Origin of the sequence: Amycolatopsis sp. MEPSY49, assembly GCF_051337345.1 — a bacterium.
Lineage (GTDB): Bacteria > Actinomycetota > Actinomycetes > Mycobacteriales > Pseudonocardiaceae > Amycolatopsis.
Genome location: NZ_JBDLYJ010000010.1, coordinates 58,083 through 74,089, shown reverse-complemented (window position 1 = coordinate 74,089; position 16,007 = coordinate 58,083). Strand labels below are relative to the sequence as shown.

Annotated in this window: 17 protein-coding genes; 10 read left to right on the top strand and 7 right to left on the bottom strand. The window is 72.3% G+C overall.

The annotated features are described in order from the left end of the window. Positions 1-474 (bottom strand): Lrp/AsnC family transcriptional regulator, encoded by a 474-nt coding sequence (locus tag ABFJ78_RS35650; RefSeq protein WP_086672559.1) that lies wholly within the window; start codon positions 472-474, stop codon positions 1-3. 58 nt (positions 475-532) lie between these two features. On the opposite strand from ABFJ78_RS35650, the gene ABFJ78_RS35645 reads away from it, so the two are divergent. Next, positions 533-1,651, top strand: a complete 1,119-nt coding sequence (locus ABFJ78_RS35645; RefSeq protein ID WP_436391608.1) for a trans-sulfuration enzyme family protein — start codon at positions 533-535, stop codon at positions 1,649-1,651. Here the strand turns inward: ABFJ78_RS35645 and ABFJ78_RS35640 are convergent. After that, positions 1,648-1,854, bottom strand: a complete 207-nt coding sequence (locus ABFJ78_RS35640) for an FmdB family zinc ribbon protein (protein ID WP_436391606.1) — start codon at positions 1,852-1,854, stop codon at positions 1,648-1,650. The two genes, ABFJ78_RS35645 and ABFJ78_RS35640, sit on opposite strands and share 4 nt — an antisense overlap. Positions 1,855-2,454: 600 nt before the next feature. On the opposite strand from ABFJ78_RS35640, the gene ABFJ78_RS35635 reads away from it, so the two are divergent. The 3 genes from ABFJ78_RS35635 to ABFJ78_RS35625 all read left to right on the top strand — a co-directional run bounded on the left by ABFJ78_RS35635 (position 2,455) and on the right by ABFJ78_RS35625 (position 5,373). Then, positions 2,455-3,579: an alkaline phosphatase family protein gene (locus tag ABFJ78_RS35635; RefSeq protein WP_436391604.1), complete on the top strand. Its 1,125-nt coding sequence runs from the start codon at positions 2,455-2,457 to the stop codon at positions 3,577-3,579. 94 nt (positions 3,580-3,673) lie between these two features. Continuing rightward, positions 3,674-4,774: an NAD/NADP octopine/nopaline dehydrogenase family protein gene (locus ABFJ78_RS35630; protein WP_436391602.1), complete on the top strand. Its 1,101-nt coding sequence runs from the start codon at positions 3,674-3,676 to the stop codon at positions 4,772-4,774. 293 nt (positions 4,775-5,067) lie between these two features. Continuing rightward, positions 5,068-5,373 carry a hypothetical protein gene (locus ABFJ78_RS35625; RefSeq protein ID WP_372664162.1) on the top strand — a complete coding sequence of 102 codons (306 nt, stop codon included), beginning with the start codon at positions 5,068-5,070 and terminating at the stop codon, positions 5,371-5,373. 30 nt (positions 5,374-5,403) lie between these two features. On the opposite strand, the gene ABFJ78_RS35620 is transcribed toward ABFJ78_RS35625, so the two are convergent. Then, a complete protein-coding gene (locus tag ABFJ78_RS35620; protein WP_436391600.1) occupies positions 5,404-5,943 on the bottom strand; it encodes a GNAT family N-acetyltransferase in 540 nt (179 codons plus the stop codon). Here ABFJ78_RS35620 and ABFJ78_RS35615 point away from each other — a divergent pair. After that, positions 5,942-6,703, top strand: a complete 762-nt coding sequence (locus ABFJ78_RS35615; RefSeq protein WP_436391598.1) for an alpha/beta fold hydrolase — start codon at positions 5,942-5,944, stop codon at positions 6,701-6,703. The genes ABFJ78_RS35620 and ABFJ78_RS35615 overlap by 2 nt on opposite strands. On the opposite strand, the gene ABFJ78_RS35610 is transcribed toward ABFJ78_RS35615, so the two are convergent. After that, positions 6,691-7,503 carry a phosphotransferase family protein gene (locus tag ABFJ78_RS35610; protein WP_436391597.1) on the bottom strand — a complete coding sequence of 271 codons (813 nt, stop codon included), beginning with the start codon at positions 7,501-7,503 and terminating at the stop codon, positions 6,691-6,693. The two genes, ABFJ78_RS35615 and ABFJ78_RS35610, sit on opposite strands and share 13 nt — an antisense overlap. Positions 7,504-7,639: 136 nt before the next feature. Between ABFJ78_RS35610 and ctaD the strand changes: the two genes are divergently transcribed. From ctaD to ABFJ78_RS35590, 4 genes are all read left to right on the top strand, one after another. Continuing rightward, positions 7,640-9,427, top strand: a complete 1,788-nt coding sequence (gene ctaD / locus ABFJ78_RS35605; RefSeq protein ID WP_436391596.1) for an aa3-type cytochrome oxidase subunit I — start codon at positions 7,640-7,642, stop codon at positions 9,425-9,427. Between the two features lie 118 nt (positions 9,428-9,545). Further along, on the top strand, positions 9,546-10,775 hold the full coding sequence (serB, locus tag ABFJ78_RS35600) for a phosphoserine phosphatase SerB (protein ID WP_436391594.1): 1,230 nt from the start codon (positions 9,546-9,548) through the stop codon (positions 10,773-10,775). Continuing rightward, positions 10,772-11,551 (top strand): peptidyl-tRNA hydrolase, encoded by a 780-nt coding sequence (locus tag ABFJ78_RS35595; RefSeq protein ID WP_436391592.1) that lies wholly within the window; start codon positions 10,772-10,774, stop codon positions 11,549-11,551. The genes serB and ABFJ78_RS35595 overlap by 4 nt, the downstream gene beginning before the upstream one ends. A gap of 16 nt (positions 11,552-11,567) precedes the next feature. Next, on the top strand, positions 11,568-11,972 hold the full coding sequence (locus ABFJ78_RS35590; RefSeq protein ID WP_436391591.1) for an OsmC family protein: 405 nt from the start codon (positions 11,568-11,570) through the stop codon (positions 11,970-11,972). Here the strand turns inward: ABFJ78_RS35590 and ABFJ78_RS35585 are convergent. The 3 genes from ABFJ78_RS35585 to ABFJ78_RS35575 all read right to left on the bottom strand — a co-directional run bounded on the left by ABFJ78_RS35585 (position 11,969) and on the right by ABFJ78_RS35575 (position 15,129). After that, positions 11,969-12,310: a hypothetical protein gene (locus ABFJ78_RS35585; protein WP_086672538.1), complete on the bottom strand. Its 342-nt coding sequence runs from the start codon at positions 12,308-12,310 to the stop codon at positions 11,969-11,971. The genes ABFJ78_RS35590 and ABFJ78_RS35585 overlap by 4 nt on opposite strands. A 58-nt stretch (positions 12,311-12,368) precedes the next feature. Continuing rightward, positions 12,369-14,417, bottom strand: coding sequence for an ATP-dependent DNA helicase (locus tag ABFJ78_RS35580; RefSeq protein WP_436391590.1), 2,049 nt, complete (start codon positions 14,415-14,417; stop codon positions 12,369-12,371). 124 nt (positions 14,418-14,541) lie between these two features. After that, positions 14,542-15,129: a biotin transporter BioY gene (locus tag ABFJ78_RS35575; protein ID WP_436391589.1), complete on the bottom strand. Its 588-nt coding sequence runs from the start codon at positions 15,127-15,129 to the stop codon at positions 14,542-14,544. Between the two features lie 213 nt (positions 15,130-15,342). Between ABFJ78_RS35575 and ABFJ78_RS35570 the strand changes: the two genes are divergently transcribed. Continuing rightward, a complete protein-coding gene (locus ABFJ78_RS35570) occupies positions 15,343-15,960 on the top strand; it encodes a hypothetical protein (RefSeq protein WP_436392015.1) in 618 nt (205 codons plus the stop codon). Positions 15,961-16,007 lie beyond the last annotated feature (47 nt).

Below are 16,007 nucleotides of genomic sequence, written 5' to 3'. Positions count from 1 at the left end.
TCAGGCCGGCGGGAGCAGCGGGCCGCCGCTCCAGTGCTGGAAGACGAGGTTCGTGTGCACGCGAGCGACCTCGTCACGCGCGGTCAGCTCGTCGAGGACCAGGCGCTGCAGCTCGCCGGCGGAGCTGGTCGCGACGTGCGCGAGGAAGTCATCCGGCCCGGTCAGGTGGTAGACCGCGCGCACCTCGGGCAGGGACAGCAGGTGCTCGACGAACGGGTCGACCAGCGGCCGCCGGTGCGGGCGAACCTGGACGAAGAGGAACGCCTCCAGTGGACGGCCCAGCTTCGCCGCGTCGACCGAAGCGTGCTGGCCGGTGATCACGCCGGTGTCCCGCAGCCGGGCCACGCGGTCCAGGCACGTCGACGGCGCGATGCCGACCGCGGCCGCCAGGTCCTTGTTGGTGATCCGGGCATCGTTCTGGAGCAGGCGCAGAATCTCGAGGTCGACCGGACTCAGTTCGACGGAATCGGGCATCGCCGAATGATATCCGAGACTGTTGCCCCGGCTCCGGTGAAAGCTCGACGATGCCCGTATGACTTCCTCGCTGCGCACCCGCGCCGTCCACGCCGGCCGTGACGACCTCACGGACCTCGGCGTGCACGCCGCGCCGCTGGACCTGTCCACGACGTACCCGTCCCGTGACAGTGCCGCCGAAGCCGCCCGGATCGACGCCTTCGCCGCCGGCGGCGAGCTCGACGGGCCGCCGATCTACGGCCGGGTGGGCAACCCGACCGTCGAGCGGTTCGAGCGGGCCCTCGCCGAGCTGGAAGGCTTCGAGCACGGCGTCGCGTTCGCCAGCGGCATGGCCGCCGTCTCGGCCTGCCTGCTTTCCGCGGTGGCGCAAGGAAAACGGCACGTCGTCGCGGTGCGCCCGCTGTACGGCTGCAGTGACCACCTGCTCGAGTCCGGGCTGCTCGGGACCGAGGTCACCTGGGCCGCGCCCGACGGGGTCGCCGCCGCGCTGCGGCCCGACACCGGGCTGGTGTTCGTCGAGACACCGGCGAACCCGACCCTCGCCGAGGCCGACATCGCCGCGCTGGCTGTCGCATGCGGAGACGTGCCTTTGCTGGTGGACAACACTTTCGCCACGCCGGTGCTCCAGCGCCCGGGCCGTCACGGGGCGCGGATCGTGCTGCACAGCGCGACCAAGTTCCTCGGCGGCCACGGCGACGTGATGGGCGGGATCGTCGCGTGTGATGCCGCGGAAGCCGCGCGGCTGCGGCAGATCCGCTTCGCCACCGGCGGCGTGCTGCACCCGCTCGCCGGATACCTGTTGCTGCGCGGGCTTTCCACGCTGCCGCTGCGCGTCAACGCGGCGTCGGTCACCGCGGAGACGCTGGCCACGCGGCTCGGCGACCACCCGGCCGTGACGGCCGTCCACTACCCGCGGATCGGCGGGCCGCTGGTGGCGTTCGAGGTCGACGGCGACCCGCACGCCCTGATCGGCGCGGTCCGGCTGATCACGCCGGCCGTGAGCCTCGGCAGCGTCGACACGCTGATCCAGCACCCGGGGTCGATCAGCCACCGGATCGTCGACGAGGGCGACCGGCACGACGCCGGCGTGTCCGACCAGCTGATCCGGCTCTCCGCCGGACTCGAGGACGTCGAGGATCTGTGGGCCGACCTGGAGCAGGCGCTGAAGGCGGTCTAGCCGCAGCAGCCGCCGCCACAGCAGCCGCCGCCGGCCGGGGCCGCGGGTCCGCTCGCGGCCCCGGTGAGGGCGACCGTGGTGAGCAGCTTGACGGTGTCGGCGTGGCCCTCCGGGCAGGCCGCCGGCGCGCCGGATTCGCTCATCGGGCGCAGGAGCTCGAAGGTCTCGGTGCACTCGCGGCAGCGGTAGGCGTAGGTCGGCATGCGGCGATTATCGCCGGAAACGGGTGGGTGGGACAGCCCGGGGCTCCGCGACGGACCGGGGTTGCGTCGCGTGGGCTTGCGGGGGCGCCGGATTGCGGCTCTCGCGTGGGAGTTGGGTCGTTTGCGGCCGCCGGATCGCCGGACTGCGGCGAGCGGGACCTCAGCGCCCGGCCGGGGAGCGAGCCGAGTGGTGGCATCCGGGCCTTCGCGCCCCAGGCGAGGGGTGGTGGAGATGCCGGGCTGCGGCGTCCCTCGCCGGGCCAGGGAGAGGATGCCGGGCAGTGGTGCCGCACGCTGGGCGGGGATTGGCGGAGTGTCGAGCGGTGGCCTCCGCGTCCGGCTGGGGAGCGAGCCGAGTGGTGGCATCCGGGCCTCTGCCCCAGGCGAGGAGCGGCGGAAGTGCCGTGCGGTGGCGTCCCGCGCCCGGCCGGGGAGCGAGCGAAATGCCGAACGGTGGCGTCCCGCGCTGGGCCGGGAAGCGGCGGAGTGCCGAGTGGTTGCGTCCGGGACTTCAGCCGCTGGGAGGGCTCCTCGAACCGTTGAGCGGTGGCCCGGCGCCGCCGCTCGGCCGTGGGGCCCTTCCGGTGGGAAGCTGGGCGCGTGCAGCCGCCTTCGCTTGCCGATGTCCCGCATCTCGGCCAGGTCGTCCCTTCCCTGCTCGCCGCGCTCGGGGTGCCCGGCTGCGGGAACACCCTCGCCCTGCCGGAGGCGCGCAGTGCCGGCGTGCTGCTCGTCGATGGGCTCGGCCGGGAGCTGCTCGCCGAGCACGCCGCCGACGCGCCGGTGCTGACCGAGCTCGTCCAAGAGTCGTTGCGCGTCGGGTTCCCGTCCACGACCGCCGCGGGGGTGGCCGCGATCGGGACCGGGCTCGCCTCCGGTGAGCACGGCATGGTCGGCTACACCTTCGAGATGCCCGGCACCGGCGTGCTCAACGCGTTGCGCTGGTGCAGCCACGAGGACGGCAGTGATCTCCGTGGCGCCCTCCCGCCCCGGGAAGTGCAGCCGCTGCCGACGACGTTCGAGCGGGCCGCTTCGGCCGGCATCGACGCGGCCGTCGTTTCCTCCGCCAAGTTCCGCGACACGGCGTTGACCCTGGCCACCCAGGGCGGAGCGCAGTACGCCGGGGTGCACGCCCTCGGCGACCTCGCCGCGCGGACGTTGTCCGTGCTCGACGGGCGCGCGTTCTGCTACGCCTACCACAGCGAACTCGACCTCCTCGGCCACGTGTACGGCCCCGGCTCGACCGCGTGGCGGATGCAGCTGCGGCAGATCGACCGGCTCGTCGAGTCCCTTGTGGACGGTCTGCCGGCCGGCGCGCTGCTCGCCGTCGTGGCCGACCACGGGATGGTGACCGTCGATGACAAGCTCGACCTCGAAGACGCGCCGGAGCTCCTGGACGGTGTCCGGACGTTCGGGGGCGAGGTGCGGGCCCGGCACGTCTACACCGAACCGGGCGCGGCCGCGGACGTCCTCGCGGCCTGGCGGGAGGTGCTGGGCGACCGCGCTTGGGTGCGCTCGCGGGAGGAGGCCGTCGCCGAGGGGTGGTTCGGGCACACGGTCAGCGATCGGGTGCTGCCGCGCATCGGCGACGTCGTCGCGGCCGCCCGCGACCGGTTCGGGATGGTGCGGGGGCTCGCCGAGGCCGTCGAGACGTCGCTGATCGGACAGCACGGGTCGCTCACCACCGCCGAACAGCTGGTTCCGCTCGCTCTCGCCCAAGGCTGACGGGTCCGGTTTCCGGGAACGTGCGCCCGCGGGAACTTTCCCGGGCGGTGCCCCGACCTGTCCACTGCGTACCCGAGTGACGGGAGTGGGCGGAATGGGCGGGCTGGACGGGATCGGGGTCGTCGGGGCCGGGGGCGAGGGACGGGCCGTCGCGGCGTACCTCGCCTCGCGGGGACTGGCGGTGCACCTCTGCACGCGCGACCTCGAGGCGGTGGCGGAGATCGCGCGCCGGCGGGAGATCGTCGCGAGCGGGGTGCTCGGCGGGCGGTTCCCGCTGCGGGAGGTGACCGACGACCCCGCCACGCTGGCCGGGCGGGCCGTGGTGCTGGTCGCCACCGTGACCACCGCCTACCCGGAGGTCGCCGTCCGGCTCGCGCCGCACCTGCGTGCAGGACAACTCGTGGTGCTGTTCTCCAGCAAGCTCTGCGGAAGCGTCGAATTCGCGCACGCGCTCGCCGCCGCCGGGGCACCGGACGTCGACGTCGTGGAGACCGACGCGCTGTTCGCCGCCCGGCCGTCCGGTACCGACGGCGTGACGGTGCTGGGCGCCAAGGGCTGGAACCTGATTTCGGGCAGCACGCCGGCCGCCGTCGGACGGCACGCCGGGCTGCTGCGCGAGTGGTTCCCGATGCTGGAGGTCGCGCGCAACCCCGTCGAACGCGGGCTGCACGACTTCGGCGCGGTCGCGCACGTGCCGATCGCGCTCGCCAACCTCGGCACCATCGACCGCGCGGAGGACCTGCTCTTCTACGTCGAAGGCGTTTCGGCGCGGACGGTCGCGTTGCTGGAGCGGACCGAAGCGGAGTTCGCGCTCGTCGCGCGGGCCTACGGCGCGCGGTTGATGCCGATGACCGAGGTGCTCGACCGGTACTACGGGTGCCCGGCCACAACGCTGCTGGACGCGTTGCGGACGGTGGAGCCGTACCGGACGATCGCCGCGCCGACCAGCCTCGACCACCGGTTCCTGACCGAGGACATCCGCTCGACGCTGGTGCCGCTGCAGGCGCTCGCGCGGTGCGCCGGGGTGGCGACGCCGATGGTGGACGCCGCGATCACGATCATGTCCGTGCTCGGCGGGGAGGACTTCCGGCGGACCGGGCGGACGCTGGCCCGGCTCGGGTGGGACGGGCTGGGCCACGCGGGGATCGTGCGCCGGTTGGGGGCCGGCCGGGCGGTGACGGACCGGGCGGCTTGAGACCTCGGACGCGGGGGCGAGGCCACGAGGGGTGGGTGAGCGGTGAGGTGGTGCCTCGTGCGGTGCGGAGTGCCGGGCAGGGGATGCCGTGCCAGGACCGGCGCGGAAATGCGGCCACAAGTCGGATCCGGCACGGTTGCGGGAGGCCGCGCGGATGGCGGCCCGCTCGGTTCGAGTCCTCGCGCAGGAGCGCCGGGTGGCGGACCGGGCGGCCGGGGGCACCCGACCCGGTCGGCCGGCACCGCGCGGGCCTGAGCAGTCGGCCCTGCCCGCCGCCGTTTACCGTTGGCCGCGTGCCTCGACGGAACCGTCCCGGCCGCCGCTCGGACGGTGGGCCGCCCGAACGCGAGCTCGGTGCCGCCACCGGGTGGGCGCGTGCCGAATCCGGATCCGACGGGGACTGGCTCGTGCGGACCGTGCCCGGCTCGCAGGCCGGCAAGACCTACCGGTGCCCCGGCTGCGACCACGAGATCCGGCCCGGCACGCCGCACCTCGTCGTCTGGCCCGCCGACGACACCGGCTCCGTCGCCGACCGGCGGCACTGGCACCGGGCCTGCTGGGACGCCCGGGCCCGGCGCCGGCCGAACCGCCGCCGCTGAACGCTCTGGAGTTGTCAAACACCGCCCGGCTCAGCGCCGGTAGTGGCGCGAGAACGCGCCGTCGTACATCTCCTCCGTGTACTCGGTGAAGCCGAGCCGCTCCGCCACCCGCAGCGACGGCTTGTTCTCGACGCTGACGCTCGCCAGCACCGGCAGCGACGGCAGGTCCCGGGCGCACCACTCCAGGACCGCCAGCCCGGCCTCCACCGCGTACCCCTTGCCCCACGCCGACGGCCGGAACCGGTAGCCGAGGTTCAGCACCTTCTCGCCGTGGAACTCCCGCAGCCGCACCCCGCACATGCCGAGCACCTCGGTGCCCCCGCGTTCGAGCACCGCGGGGTAGCCGAAGCCGTGCTCGGACCAGTGCGCGAGCCAGTCCGAGAACATCGCCGACGCGCGCGGGACGTCGGGCGGGTCGGGGTTGAAGCGGTTGGTGCGCGGGTCGGTGTGGATGTCGACCATCGCCTGCCGGTCCGCCTCGTGGAGCGGACGCAGCAGCAGCCGGTCGGTTTCGATGTCGGTGAACACATCGGCGAAGCTAGCGCGGGGGTCCGACAAAATGGCCCGCATGACCGAACTGCCGCTGGTCCTCCTCCACGCCTTTCCCCTGGACGCCCGCATGTGGAACGCGGTGCGCGAGCCCCTCGCTTCACACCTTCGGGTGATCACACCGGACCAGCGCGGGCTCGGCCGCTCGCCGCTGCCGGAGTCCGGCCGCGACCCGAGTCTCGAGGACGCCGCGCGCGACGTCGTCGCCCTGCTGGACCGCCTGGACCTGGACCGCGTGGTGCTCGGCGGCTGCTCGATGGGTGGCTACCTCGCGATGGCCGTGCTGCGGCTGGCGCCCGAGCGGGTCGGCGGGCTCGTGCTCATCGACACCAAGGCCACGCCCGACACACCGGAGGCCGCGCAGAGCCGGCTGGACGTCGCGAAGCGCGTCGACGACGAAGGCATCGAGGGCTGGCTCGCCGAGGCCAACCTGCCGAACCTGCTGGCCGAATCGACCCGCACGACGCGGCCCGACGTCGTGGAGACCGTCCGGGAGATCATCGAATCGCAGCCGCCGGCCGGGATCTCGTGGACGGCGCTCGCGCTGCGGGCGCGGCCGGATTCGGTCGAGCTGCTGCGCGAGTCGGGCGTTCCCGCGCTGGTCATCGTCGGCGAAGAGGACCCGATCACCCCGGTGGCGGCGGCGAGCGCCATGGTCGAGGTGCTGGACGGCGCGACGCTCGTGGTGCTGCCGGGTGCCGGGCACCTGACCCCGCTGGAGGCCCCGGCGGGTGTGGTCGAGGCGATCCTGTCCTGGTACCCGGCGCCTCACGAGAAGTAGGCGGAAAGCGCGGAGCGGGCTTCGGGCAGCCGGTGGGGGAACCGCCGAGCGATCATGAAGCGCCACACCACGGCATAGAGCTCCCGCAGCCGCGTGAAGAAGCGGAGCGCGTCTTCGTCCACCTCACCCGGGTACGCGGCGAGGTACTCCGGGCCGCCTTGGCGGGCGAGGATGGCGAGGTCCCAGGCCGGCGGACCGCGCCAGGTGTCTTCGAAGTCCAGCCAGCACGGGCCGGCCGGGGTGGCGATCAGGTTGCCGGGGTGCGCGTCGCCGTGCAGCGGCTGCGCGGCGGCGTCCGGCAGCGCCGCCGCGAGCCGGGCCGCCTCGGCGGGCAACCGGGGGTCCAGGTCGTGCCGGGCGAAGACGCGTTCGAGGTCCTCCAGCGGGCCGCGCCGGGGCAGTTCGCCGGGGTACTCGCGCAGCGCCGCGTGCACCTCGGCGAGCGAGCGCGCGACGACGTCCGGTGCGTACCGGTGGTCCGGATCGTGCGGCGTGTGGTGCCAGAGCGTGACCGGCAGGCCGTCGGCGAAATGGGGTCCGGCCGGGGGATCGGCGGCCGGTGAGACGACGAGCACACCACGGTCGGTGAGGAACCGGGAGAGCGCGACGTCCCGTTCCTGCCAGGCCGGCCCGGGCCGCGCCAGCCGGGTCGTCCCGGGCACCCGCGCGACCAGCGGACCCAGCCTCACCAGCACGTTCGAGCGTTCGTGGAGCACCTCGGGCTCGTGCGCGCGCAGGCCGAGCCGGGAGGTCACGGTCAGTGCCGCGCGAACCGCCGCCCGCGTGTATTCGTCGGCCACGGCCCGATCTTGCCAGCCGGTGCGCGCGACTGTCGGTAGCGAGGGCTACGATCCCCATGACCGCCGGAACGCAGGCCCCGCCCGCGCCCGGCGGCCGGACGATGACCACCACAAGGTTTCAGTGTTGGAGGCAGGAGTGACGGCCGTAGCCCCCAAGCCGATCGCGACGCGCCCGTATCCCGCGCGCGAGTCGGTCAAGGGTTCGTACCTGCTGCGGTTGTTCCGCACGACGGACCACAAGCAGATCGGGATCATGTACCTGGTCACGTCGTTCGCCTTCTTCATGGCGGGCGGCGCGATGGCCATGCTCATCCGCACCGAGCTGGCGCGCCCGGGGCAGCAGTTCCTGTCCCAGGAGCAGTACAACCAGCTGTTCACCATGCACGGCACGGTGATGCTGCTGCTGTACGCGACCCCGATCCTCTTCGGTTTCGCGAACTTCGTGCTCCCGCTGCAGATCGGCTCGCCGGACGTCGCGTTCCCGCGGCTGAACGCGTTCTCGTACTGGCTGTACCTCTTCGGCGGCCTGATCGTGCTGTCCGGCTTCCTGACCCCGGGTGGCGCCGCCGACTTCGGCTGGTTCGCCTACACCCCGCTGTCGGACGCGATCCACTCGCCGGGCGTCGGCGCGGACCTGTGGATCTCCGGCCTGGTGGTCTCCGGTCTCGGCACCATCCTCGGCGCGGTCAACATGGTCACCACCGTGGTCTGCCTCCGCGCGCCCGGCATGACGATGTACCGGATGCCGATCTTCACCTGGAACATCCTGGTGACGTCGATCCTGATCCTGCTGGCCTTCCCGATCCTGACCGCGGCCCTGATGGGCCTGCTGGCGGACCGGCACCTCGGGGCGCACGTGTTCGACCCCGAAAACGGCGGCGTGATCCTCTGGCAGCACCTGTTCTGGTTCTTCGGCCATCCAGAGGTCTACATCGTCGCGCTCCCGTTCTTCGGCATCGTCTCGGAGATCTTCCCGGTCTTCAGCCGCAAGCCGCTGTTCGGCTACAAGAGCCTGGTCTGGGCGACGCTGGCGATCGCGGCCCTGTCGGTCGCGGTGTGGGCGCACCACATGTACGCCACCGGCGCCGTGCTGCTGCCGTTCTTCTCCTTCATGACGTTCCTGATCGCCGTCCCGACCGGCATCAAGTTCTTCAACTGGATCGGCACGATGTGGAAGGGCCAGCTGTCCTTCGAGACGCCGATGATCTTCTCGATGGGCTTCATCGTCACGTTCCTCTTCGGCGGCCTGACCGGCATCATGCTGGCCGCGCCGGCGATCGACTTCCACGTGTCGGACAGCTACTTCGTCGTCGCGCACTTCCACTACGTGCTCTACGGCACGATCGTGTTCGCCACCTTCGCCGGCATCTACTTCTGGTTCCCGAAGATCACCGGCCGGATGATGGACGAGAAGCTCGGCAAGTGGCACTTCTGGACCACGTTCATCGGCTTCCACGGCACGTTCCTCGTCCAGCACTGGCTGGGTGCCGAGGGTATGCCGCGCCGGTACGCGGACTACCTGACCAGTGACGGCTTCACCACGCTGAACACGATCTCCACGATCGGCGCGTACATCCTCGGTGCCTCGACGCTGCCGTTCCTCTGGAACGTCTTCAAGAGCTACCGGTACGGCGAGATCGTCACGGTGGACGACCCGTGGGGCTACGGCAACTCGCTCGAGTGGGCGACCTCCTGCCCGCCGCCGCGGCACAACTTCACCGAGCTGCCCCGGATCCGCTCCGAGCGGCCCGCGTTCGAGCTGCACTACCCGCACATGATCGAGCGCATCCACAACGAGGGCGAGATCGGCTTCTTCGGGAAGCAGAAGGTCAACAGCCACGCGGCGCCGTCGCAGGTGCTCACCGAAGCGGTGATCCCGGGAGACCACTCCCAGGACAACGCGAGCGAGCAGGGCGACAAGTAACACCCTGAACGAGTGAGAGCGCGTGCCCGGCTTATGTGAAGCCGGGCACGCGCTCTACTTATGTCCGAGCCCGGACCGGCAGACTGACCGTGCAGCGTTGCCGAACGAGGGATGACCAGTGACCCAGACCCCCGTCCTGATCACGACGACCGGCCCCGACAAGCCGGGTGTCTCGTCCGTGCTGTTCGCCGTGCTGACCCGCCACGACGTCGACGTGCTCGATGTCGAGCAGGTCGTCATCCGCGGCCAGCTCGTGCTCGGTGTGCTCGCCGGCGTGTACCGCGACCCCGAGGGCCTGCAGGAGTCCGTCGAGCAGGCCATGGCGTCCGTCGGGATGCAGGTCGAGGTCAAGATCGGCTCGGCCATCGGGGAAGACCCGTTCGCGCTCGGCCGCCGCGACTCCTCCCACGTGCTGGTCGTGCTCGGCCGTCCGGTCACCGCCCGGGGCTTCTCGGAGGTCGCGCGGCGGCTGGCGGCGCTCGGCGCCAACATCGACGCGATCCGCAGCGTCGCCGACTACCCGGTGACCGGCCTGGAACTGTACGTCTCGGTCGACCAGGACACCCCCGAGGCCGACGCCGCCCTGCGGTCGGAGCTCGCCGACGCGGCGGTCGAGGTGGGCGTCGACATCGCCGTCGAACGGGCCGGGATCACGCGCCGGGCGAAGCGGCTGGTCGTCTTCGACGTCGACTCGACGCTCATCCAGGGCGAGGTCATCGAGATGTTGGGCGCGCACGCCGGCGTCGAACCGGAGATCCGCGAGATCACCGAAGCCGCCATGCGCGGCGAGCTCAACTTCACCGAGTCGCTGGAACGCCGGGTCGCGCTGCTGGAGGGCCTGCCCGCCACGGCGATCGACGAGGTCGCCGCGTCGATCGAGCTGACGCCGGGCGCCCGGACGACGATCCGCACGCTCAAGCGGATGGGGTTCAAGACCGGCGTGGTGTCCGGCGGGTTCACGCAGGTCATCGGCGGCCTGGTGGAAGAGCTGGGCCTGGACTTCGCGGCGGCGAACGAACTCGAGATCGTGGACGGCAAGCTGACCGGCAAGGTCGTCGGCGACGTCGTCGATCGCGCGGGCAAGGCGAAGGTGCTTCGCCGCTTCGCCGGCGAGTACGACATCCCGCTCGAGCAGTGCGTCGCGGTCGGGGACGGCGCCAACGACATCGACATGCTTTCGGCGGCCGGAATGGGTGTCGCGTTCAATGCCAAGCCCGCGCTGCGCGAGGTGGCCGACACCGCGCTGTCGCACCCGTACCTCGACGCCGTGCTGTTCGTGCTCGGCCTCACCCGCGGCGAGGTCGAGGCGGCCGACGCCGCCGACGGGCTCGAGCTGATGCGTCCGTGAGCAGCGTTCTCGACCCCCTGGGCGCCCGCTACGCCTACTGGCTGGGGCTCCCGGCCGAAGACACTTCGGACACCTCGGACGAGCTTCCCGAGGAAGTCCGGGCGATGCCGGTCATCCTGCGCATCGAACGCGCGGAGCCGCCCGGCCGCACGCCGCTGCTGGAGGCTGCCGCGGCCGCCGCGCTGGCGGTCTGCCTCGACGAGCGCTCGGCGCCCGGCGGCGAGTGGGCCGAGCCGATGCACGCGTGGCTCGACAACCGGATCCGCAAGGTCGCGCGGCGGGCGCGCGGCGCGCACTGGGCGGCCGTGCAGGACCTGCCGGGCATCACCGTCGAGATCGACGGCGCCGAGGCGCGGGCGCTGGTGCCGGGGCGGGTCGCCGAGGCGCCCAAAGAGGTTTCGCGGCTGCAGATCTCCGGCAGCGAGCTGCCGCCGGACGAGCCGGGCCCGATCCCCGACGGCGTCCCGTTGCTCCTGCTCAACCCACACGCGCCGATGACCGTCGGCAAGGCCGCCGCGCAGGTCGGGCACGCCACGATGATCCTCGCCGCGCTGCTGGACGACGAGCAGCGCGCGGCTTGGGCCGCGAGGGGTTACCGGACCGCGGTGCGGGCGGCGAGCGTCGCGCGGTGGAAGGAACTGCACCCCGGCGACGACCCCGAGGGCGCGTGGCGGCGCGACCGCGTCGTCGCCGTGCGGGACGCCGGGTTCACCGAGGTCGACCCCGGCACCATCACGGTTCTCGCGCAGTGGGAGCCGGAACAAGGGGCTTCCTGAGCCGGTTGGAGCGGGCATGGGACTGGAAGTACAGCGCGACGGGCAGCACTCCTTCGTCGGCCGCAACGACCGCGGCGCCGAGGTGCGGCTGGGCCGCACCGGCGCCGAAGGGGCGTTCTCACCCGCGGAACTGCTGCAGATCGCGGCCGCGGGCTGCAGCGCGGTGACGGCCGAAGAGCTGATCACGCGGCGGGTCGGGGAAGACGCGAAGTTCCGCGTGACCGTCAGCGCCGATCGCCGTGAAGGCGCTTCGGAGCTGGACGCCGTGCACGTCGCGTTCGATGTCGACGTGTCGACTTTGGGTGCGGATCAGCGGGAAGCGCTGGCCGGCGCCGTGGACCGCGCGATCGAGCGGCTGTGCACCGTGAGCCGGACGCTCAAGAAGGGGATTCCGGTGACGGAGGAGTTCCCGACCGCCTAGTTCTCGCTGGATTCCCAGACGACGTAGGCCTGGTCGGCGTCGGTCGTCATGGCCTCGATGAACTTCTCGTTGTCGAACCCCGGCAGGGCCTGCAGACGCTCGATCAGCGCGTCGGCCGCCGGGTCGCCGCTCGGCACCGCCGTGCCCTTGCCGTCGGTGCCCACCAGCATGAAGAAGACGTCTTCGTTCCAGGGGCCGTCGGGGATGACGCGGACCATCACCGACGACAGGCCGGCCCACGTGACGGCCTCTTCGCTGCCGTCCGCGAGCCGCCGCCGCACGCCGGTGTCGTCGACACTGACGGTCCGGGACTGTGCGCTGGACGAATCCTGGGTCAACCGGTGCTCCCTTGCTGCGTCGGTGGGTTCACCGTACCGGGCGCGGCCGTGGACCGCGTCACGCGGGCGCGGCTGCGTCCAGCCGGCGCAACGCGTCGCGCGCCACCTTCGGGTCCATCGTGGGCCAGAACGGCGGCAGCGAAGCACGGAGGAATCCGCCGTAGCGGGCGTTCGCCAGCCGCGAATCCAGCACCGCGACCACCCCGCGGTCGGTGACCGAGCGGTGCAGCCGCCCGGTGCCCTGCGCGAGCAGCAGCGCCGCGTGCGTGGCCGCGACCGTGAGGAACCCGTTGCCGCCGCGGGCTTCCACCGCGCGTTGCCGTGCCGAGGACACCGGGTCGTCCGGGCGCGGGAACGGGATCCGGTCGACGACCACGAGCTGCAGCGACGGCCCGGGCACGTCCACGCCCTGCCACAGGCTCAGCGTGCCGAACAAGCACGTGCGGACGTCCTCGGAGAACTTCTGGACCAGCAGGGAAGTCGCGTCCTCGCCCTGGCAGAGGATCGGGAAGTCGAGGCGCTCGCGCATCTCTTCGGCCGCCTGCTTGGCCGCGCGCATCGAGGAGAACAGCCCGAGCGTGCGCCCGCCCGCCGCCTCGATCAGCTCGGCCAGCTCGTCCATTGTGGACGAAGCGATGCCGTCGCGGCCCGGCGGCGGCAGGTGCTTGGCCAGGTAGAGGATGCCGTTGCGCTTGTGGTCGAACGGCGAGCCGACGTCCAGGCCGGTCCACTTCGGCCCGGAGGTGTCCGACGGCGCTTCCTTCTCGGTGGCCGCCCCGGGCGCCTGCTCGACGCGGGCCGCGCCCGGCGGGAGGCCCCACTGGCGCGCCATGGTGTCGAACGTGCCGCCCAGGGTCAGCGTCGCCGACGTCAGGATCGTCGTGTGCAGGTTGAAGACGCGCTCGCGCAGCAGCCCGGCCACGCCGAGCGGCGCCACCTTCAGCGCCGGCGGCCGCGGGTTCGACGCGTACTTGTCGCCGGAGAGCCAGACGACGTCGCGCTGGTGCGCCTGGTCGTCGTCGAACGCTTCCAGGAGCCGCACCGCGGTGTCGTGCACCTCGTCGAGCAGTGAACGCGCCAGCTTGCGCGCGGTCGCCCCTTCGACGTCCTCCTTGCGGTCGGAGCCCAGCGCGGTGATGCACGCGTGCGCGGCGTCGCGGACCGCCGGGATCGCGCCCTTCAGCGGCCGGGGCAGCTCGTCCATCCGGCCCGCGGGCAGGTCGTCGACGATCAGCGCCAGCCCGTCACCCGCCTCCAGGAGGCCGTCGGCGACGTCGGCGTCGATCAGCTTGCCGCAGCGGCGCGCGGCCGACGCGCACATCGCGCTGGTCAGCTCGCCGGTGGCGACCGAGGTGACGCGGTCGACCAGGTCGTGCGCCTCGTCGATGATCACCACGTCGTGGTCCGGCAGGACCTGGTAGCCCTGCAGGGCGTCGATCGCCAGCAGCGCGTGGTTGGTGACGATGATGTCGGCGCGGCCGGCCTCGGCGCGGGCCTTCTCGGCGAAGCAGTCCGTGCCGATCGGACAGCGCGAAGCGCCGAGACATTCCTTCGCCGTCACCGACACCTGGCGCCACGCCTGGTCGGTGACGCCGGGGACGAGCTCGTCGCGGTCGCCGGTTTCGGTGTCCGACGCCCACTCCCTCAGCCGCGTGACCTCCTTGCCCAGCCGCGACACCGCGAACGGGTCGAAGAGCTGGGCGTCCTCCGGCTCGTCGGGCGCGCCGGAGTCGAGGCGGTGCAGGCACATGTAGTTGCGGCGGCCCTTGAGGATCGCGAAGGTCGGTTCGCGCCCGAGGGGCTTCTTCAATGCCTTCGCCAGGCGCGGGAGGTCGCGGTCGACGAGCTGGCGCTGCAGCGCGATCGTCGCCGTCGAGACGACGACGGTGGCCTCTTTCTCGACGGCGTGGCGGATCGCGGGGACGAGGTAGGCCAAGGACTTGCCGGTGCCGGTGCCCGCCTGCACGGCTAGGTGCTCGCCGGTGCGGATGGCGCGGCCGACGGCCTGGGCCATCTCGACCTGCCCTGGGCGTTCGGCACCGCCCACGGACTCCACTGCGTGGGTAAGGAGTTCGAGGACGCCGGGGAAATCGGTTCGGGCGGGCACAGCGACACATTAGCCGCCGGGGCCGACAGGATCGGTGATCCGTCGCGAACGGGCCACTCGCGCCGTGTGCTTCGGACGGCGAAGGGCCCGCCGTCGCAACGGCGGGCCCTTCGCCGAGCGCGGGTCAGTCTTCGGTGCGCCCCGAGACCAGCTTCCAGGTCAGCGGCAGCAGGCCGGCGGCCACGACGATCTTGATCGCGTCCCCGATCAGGAACGGCGTGACGCCCTTGGCGAACGCCGTCGACAGGTCGAAGCCGGTCGACGCCATCAGCCACGGCACGCCGAACGCGTAGATCACGAGGTTGCCGAGCACCATCGTGCCCGCGGTGCGCACCGGCGTCCGGTCGCCGCCGCGGCCGGCGAGCGCGCCCACCAGCGCGCCGGCGAAGACGAACCCGACGATGTAGCCGGCGCTCGCGCCGGACAGGCCCGCGGTGCCGTGCTGGAACCACGGCACCCCGACCGCCCCGACGAGCAGGTACACGAGCATCGACGCGGCACCGCGCGACATGCCGAGCGACGCGCCGACGAGCAGCGCGGCGAACGTCTGGCCGGTCATCGGCACCGGGCTGCCCGGCACCGGGATCGTCAGCTGCGCGGCGGCGCCGGTGAGCACGGCACCGCCGGCGACCAGCGCGATGTCCCGGACGAGGGAACCGGGCACGAGGTCGGCCAGCACGGGCCGCTTGGCGGCGAAGGACAGCGAAGACACGAAACCTCCCAGGGTGGGACACAGGCGACGACCGAGGTTAACGCTCGTTACCCCCGTGGCAGCCCCTTAAGTTGCGTTCCTCACCGGCCACTCGTCCGGGTGGACCCGATCAGGTGCGGCGGCCGGCCTGCCGATGACGAAATGGGTAACTACGAACTGTCACGAAACCGAGGAGGCCGGTGCATGCGAATCGCCAGGAAGAGGACATTCCGGTTGCTGGCGGTGACGACGCTGGCCACTCCGCTCCTGGTCGCGGCGGCGCCGGTCACGTCCACCGGATGGGCGTCTTCCGGCTCACTGGACGTGACGGTCGACAACGAGCACGTCGTCACCGGCGAGCTGGCGAAGTGCACCGTCGACGGCCCCTACAGCGCGCGGACGGCAGGGGGTGCGACCGGCGACGTCGCGGTGTTCGGCATCGGCGAGAGCGGCTGCGGCCGCTCGGGCGCGGTGTCGGTCGCGCAGGCGTCCGGGCACCGGTTCGAGGCGACGCTGCTCGAGCGCTACGGCGGCCCGGTGATTTCGGTGCGCACGTACTCGGTGAAGTGCGCGACCACGGACACCGGCAGCGGCGGCGAGGTCTCGATCGGGTCGGTCGAGGGGATCACCGTGCCCGCGCAGATCCCGACGAACCACCGGATCGTCATCCCGGGTGGGCCCGCGGGCACGGCGCTGGCGACGGTGATCCTCAACGAGACGGTGACGCCCCAGCCGCCGGACGGCAGCCTGGTGACGCACGCGGTGCACATCGAGCTGTTCCCGCAGGGCGGCCCGGCGAGCGGGGACATCTACCTGGGCACGGCCGCCTGCGACCCGTTCGGCAAGAAGTAGCGCTATCCGGAGTGTGCGCTCCAGGTCACTTTCACGTGAAAGTGCCG

Coding starts and splice junctions, on each gene's coding strand:
- ABFJ78_RS35650 (WP_086672559.1), bottom strand. CDS start 474: ATGCCCGATTCCGTCGAACTGAGTCCGGTCGACCTCGAGATTCTGCGC.
- ABFJ78_RS35645 (WP_436391608.1), top strand. CDS start 533: ATGACTTCCTCGCTGCGCACCCGCGCCGTCCACGCCGGCCGTGACGAC.
- ABFJ78_RS35640 (WP_436391606.1), bottom strand. CDS start 1,854: ATGCCGACCTACGCCTACCGCTGCCGCGAGTGCACCGAGACCTTCGAG.
- ABFJ78_RS35630 (WP_436391602.1), top strand. CDS start 3,674: ATGGGCGGGCTGGACGGGATCGGGGTCGTCGGGGCCGGGGGCGAGGGA.
- ABFJ78_RS35615 (WP_436391598.1), top strand. CDS start 5,942: ATGACCGAACTGCCGCTGGTCCTCCTCCACGCCTTTCCCCTGGACGCC.
- ABFJ78_RS35620 (WP_436391600.1), bottom strand. CDS start 5,943: ATGCGGGCCATTTTGTCGGACCCCCGCGCTAGCTTCGCCGATGTGTTC.
- ABFJ78_RS35590 (WP_436391591.1), top strand. CDS start 11,568: ATGGGACTGGAAGTACAGCGCGACGGGCAGCACTCCTTCGTCGGCCGC.